Source organism: Thermoflexus sp., from assembly GCF_025055495.1.
Lineage (GTDB): Bacteria > Chloroflexota > Anaerolineae > Thermoflexales > Thermoflexaceae > Thermoflexus.
On sequence record NZ_JANWXB010000168.1, the window covers coordinates 1 to 4,112 of the forward strand.

The window sequence follows — 4,112 nt, forward strand, 5'->3', positions numbered from 1 at the left end:
TGATGCCCCCACAGGCGGATGACGATCTTCTGTTGCCCGCCGGGGGCCGGCGCGGCGACGGGCGTGGAGGGCGCCCCCGGAGCCTGCGCTGGGGTCGACGCCGGCGTCGCGCCGCCCGCGCAGGCGGACAGCACCAGCGCCAGAGCCAGCCATGCCGAAAGCCATCGGGCTCGGGCCTTCATGTCACACCTCCTCTAAATTCAAAGTCACCACGCGGCTCAAATGGTTCGGACGATCGGGATCCAGGCCCTTGGCAACCGCGCGATACACCGCCACCAGCTGCAGGAACGGTAGGAAGAGAGCATACGCGCCATCCTCCGGGATGTCAGACTCGAAGGCGATGTCGGCGCCTCGATCGGCTAGGGAGAAAACGCGTGCCCCTAGAGCCCGCATCTCCTCCAGCACAGCCTGCTCGTGGGCGCGGTGGCGCCCAGAGAGCAGGCCGAACAGCACCGTCGAGCCGTCGACCATGCTCATCGGGCCATGGCGGAACTCTAAGAACGGGAACGGCTCACTATGGCTGAGGGAGACCTCCTTCATCTTCAGGCTGGCTTCGCTGGCCAGCCCGTAGCGGGCGCCGCTTCCAAGGAAGTAGAACCGATCGGCCGACAGATCGGCCCCCACTGACTGGGCCAGCTCCTGGTAGCGGCGGATCAGCCCCTCAGCCGCCTCCGGCAGGCGCTGCATCGCCTCCCAGAGGTCCTCCCGTCCGCTTAGCCACGCGGCGAGGGCATTCAGACCAACGAGCATCGAGGTGAACGAACGCGTCTGGACCACGCTGCTCTCCTGGCCGGCGGGCAGGAACAGGCCAGTGTCCGCCAGGGCGGCCAGCGGCGAGCCAGGTTCGTTCGTGACGGCCAGGACGCGCCCGCCCCTGTCGCGATGGATCTCCGCTGCCCGCACCGTCTCCGTGGTGACGCCGGAGCGGCTAATGGCCACCAGGACAGGCATGGGCGATCCATCGCGTCGATCCCCTAGCCAATCCTCGGCATATAGCAGCAATTCTCCAGCCGGCAAGGCCAGGGCCTCACGCCCGGTTAGACGCCGGAAGAGGGCTGCGGCGGTCTGGGATAAGTAGTAGGTGGAGCCACAGCCCACGAAGAGGATGGGGGCATCCGCTTCGTCCAGCTGCGCACGCCATTCCGGCTCCGCACGCCGCGCTTCAGCCAGGGCGCTCTCCCAGACTGCAGGCTGCGACAGAATCTCCCTCAGCGTATGGCTCATAACCCGGCCTCTCCCTCGACTGGGTTGGCTTCCAGAAGGAGATGATGATCGAAGGCCACATGGACGCGGGCCGTCGGCCCGTGGACCGTCCCGTATTCCACTTCCTGCTCGTAGTTCCGTATGCGATACGAACGTGCCTCCAGGCCCCGAAGTTCGACCTCCCCTTCGAAACGCGTAGCGAAGAAGGCGTAGTACATCCGCCCGTTGCGACGGATGGCGTGGCCCTCTGGAAAGTCGAAGGCGATGTCATACAGGTTGAGATATTCCCCCTCAGCGAGCCGGTAGCGCTGATACAGGTCTAACCAGAAGCGCCAGATCTCCCGCTTCTCCGGCGTAAGCTCGAAATCTCCCTCCAGCTGGGCCTTGCGCTCCGGCGGCACCGGGCCGGTAAACTTGGTGCCCGGCACCCCACCCGTCCCGATGGCCGAGGCGAAGTCCATCCCGCCATCGGAGAGCTCCACGTGGTCTGCGAAGATCGGGGCCCGAGGGCCGTGCAGGGCCTTGTAGAACTTGATCCGCTGCCGCACCTGGGCGCTGGAGATCGGATCGGCAGTGACGGTCTGGTCGGTCGCAGGAAGCAAGCTGTAAAGGATGGGGGTCCCACACGAGCAGATCTGCACCACGCTCTCCGGGCGCAGCTGGCGGGTGAGAGCGAAGATCTGGCGGTAGAGCTCGCCAAACGCCGCAATCGAGTCCTCTGGGCGCCGATGGCCGTGGGCGGGGTTGTAACAGGAGGGCATCGTGTAGATGTTGTCCATCTTAAACCCGTCGAAGCCCCAATCCTCAATGAAGCGGCGCACCAAGCCTAGAGTGTAGTCCTGCACGGCGGACAGGGCGGGACAGAGCATCGCTAGCTGGCGGTTGTTCCGCGCCACCCGACCTTGAGCGTCGATCACTACCCAGTCGGGATGCTCCCGGATCAGGCGCGAGACGCCATGGGGGCGGCCGTCCCATTTGCCGTATCCGTCTTCCGCGCACAGCGGATACCACCACAGCTGGGAGAACCCTCCGGCGGCGTGGATAGCCTCGTTCAGGCGCCGCATGTCGTCCGCGCCGTTGGGGAAGAGATCCGGCCGGGGGTTCCAGTCGCCGTAGGCGTCAAACCACCGATCATCCAGCGTGAACCAGCGGATGCCGAGCTCGCGGGCGATGGGCAGGACGTCCAGCACGTCCTGGGGTCGGACGTCGAACCAGTAACCCCACGAGCACCAGGCCGCCTCGTAGCTAGCGGGAGTGGGCGCGCCTGGCTGCAGGCCACGCACGGCCATCCACTCCCGGTAGTGGGCCAGGGGGGCAAAAAAGTCGGCCCGCTCGTGCCACGAGAGGGCGAAGGTCGGGGATTCCCATTCCGTCCCCGGCTCGAGGGTGAAGGGCAAGCGGCGCTCAAAGGCCATCTGGACCCCGTCGGGGTCGCGGGCCACCGGCATCCACCACTCAATCGGCACCCGCTCTAGGTGCATGAGGGCTAGACCGGCCTCTCGGTTCCAGCAGTAGACGACGGGGACGCCTCCTCCCTCTCCCTCCTGCAGGTGGCCGAGGTAGTTCTCCCGCGCGAAACCCAGCTCCAGGGGGAAGGCGAAGTCCTGCCCCCAGCGGACGGCAGCCCCCTGTAGGCTCCAGAGGGGCCCTGGCCAGGCCGCGGCGGGCAGGCGCACCCCCCAACGCACCGTCGAAATGCAGGTCGGCTCCCGGCCAGCCGCCCGCACCCGGAACTGCACCCCCCAGGCGGCCTCACCGAGCGCCTGCCATTTCGCCTCAACCTCCACTGGCCCGCCCTCAGCGGCCAGCTCGAAGCGGCCCTCGACGACGGTGGTCAGGCCCCGGCGCACCCGGAAGCCCGTCGGGGACTCTTGGATCCACTCAACGCTGGGCATCCAAGATACCTCCTTGTCCGCAACCCGAGGAATTCACGAAGCAGAAGGCCCACCAGGCGGGTTGGAGGCTTTGTCCATGAACAGCCTCTGGGCGTTTTTGTAATACACTTTTTCCAGCACCTCGTCAGGCAGAAAGATGCCGTAGATATACCAGCGCCCCTGCAGCGGGACCTCGCCCACGCTGTAGTTGAAGTATTCGTCGTCGGTCTCCAAAAACCGGTAGTAGATGCGGTAGGCCTCCACGCTGGGGCCGAAATCGGAGCCGAAGAGGATGCGGTCCTGATACTGGATGAAAAACCGACGGGCGGTGTAGGGCTGACGCCCCAACTCCCCTAGGCGGGCGGAGATGTCGACGTAGTAGTTAGGGCATTCGTCGAGCATGCGGCCCACCCAGGCAAGGTTCTCCGCGTAGCAGCCCACGTGGGCGCCGATGAAGAGAGTGCGGGGGTGGCGCTTCACCACGTTGTAAAGGCCGGTAACCAGCTCCATAAAGGGCGGGTAGGGCGGGCTCGTGAACACCCACTCAGGGTGAGCCTGAAGCTCCTCCCAACGCTCGTTGGTCTCATCCACCGGCTCGAAGAAGGCCACCGGGTCAGCCACGTGGATGGTGACGGGCAGCCCCAGCTCCCCCGCCGCCTGCCAGATCGGATCCAGGCGCGGATCATCTACCTTCACCAACTCACCGCGGTGATCCCGCACTTTCAATCCCAGAACCTTCCAAATCTTCAGGCCATCAGCACCCCATGACTTCTGGACCTCCAGCCGCCGGGCCGCGTATTCGGGGAAGGCATCGCCCAGCTCTGGCCACTTCGCCCATTCCACCCCGCCAAACACCCGGAAGCGTTCCGGGGCGCGAGCTTTGAAGTCGTCCAGATGACGCTGTAGGATCTGCTCGCCCCACCCGCCATCCAGATCCACATAGAGGACCACCCCGGCCTCATCCAATTGGTCCAACAGCTCTGACAGCGGCCGCCGGTCCCATCCCCCCCCGAAGGGTTCCATTAGGTGGTTGTG

At 65.7% G+C, this 4,112-nt stretch carries 3 protein-coding genes and 1 pseudogene; all 4 read right to left on the reverse strand.

Features of this window, described 5'->3' with window-relative positions:
* Positions 1–182 (reverse strand): annotated as a pseudogene (locus NZM16_RS05850) (hypothetical protein); the annotation flags it as partial.
* Between the two features lies 1 nt (position 183).
* Positions 184–1,224: an SIS domain-containing protein gene (locus NZM16_RS05855; RefSeq protein WP_295450182.1), complete on the reverse strand. Its 1,041-nt coding sequence runs from the start codon at positions 1,222–1,224 to the stop codon at positions 184–186.
* Positions 1,221–3,098 (reverse strand): glycoside hydrolase family 36 protein, encoded by a 1,878-nt coding sequence (locus NZM16_RS05860; protein ID WP_295450185.1) that lies wholly within the window; start codon positions 3,096–3,098, stop codon positions 1,221–1,223. The genes NZM16_RS05855 and NZM16_RS05860 overlap by 4 nt, the downstream gene beginning before the upstream one ends.
* Positions 3,099–3,131: 33 nt before the next feature.
* The coding region (locus NZM16_RS05865) for an amidohydrolase family protein (protein WP_295479267.1) at positions 3,132–4,112 on the reverse strand (981 nt) is incomplete at its 5' end.

Coding starts and splice junctions, on each gene's coding strand:
- NZM16_RS05855 (WP_295450182.1), bottom strand. CDS start 1,224: ATGAGCCATACGCTGAGGGAGATTCTGTCGCAGCCTGCAGTCTGGGAG.
- NZM16_RS05860 (WP_295450185.1), bottom strand. CDS start 3,098: ATGCCCAGCGTTGAGTGGATCCAAGAGTCCCCGACGGGCTTCCGGGTG.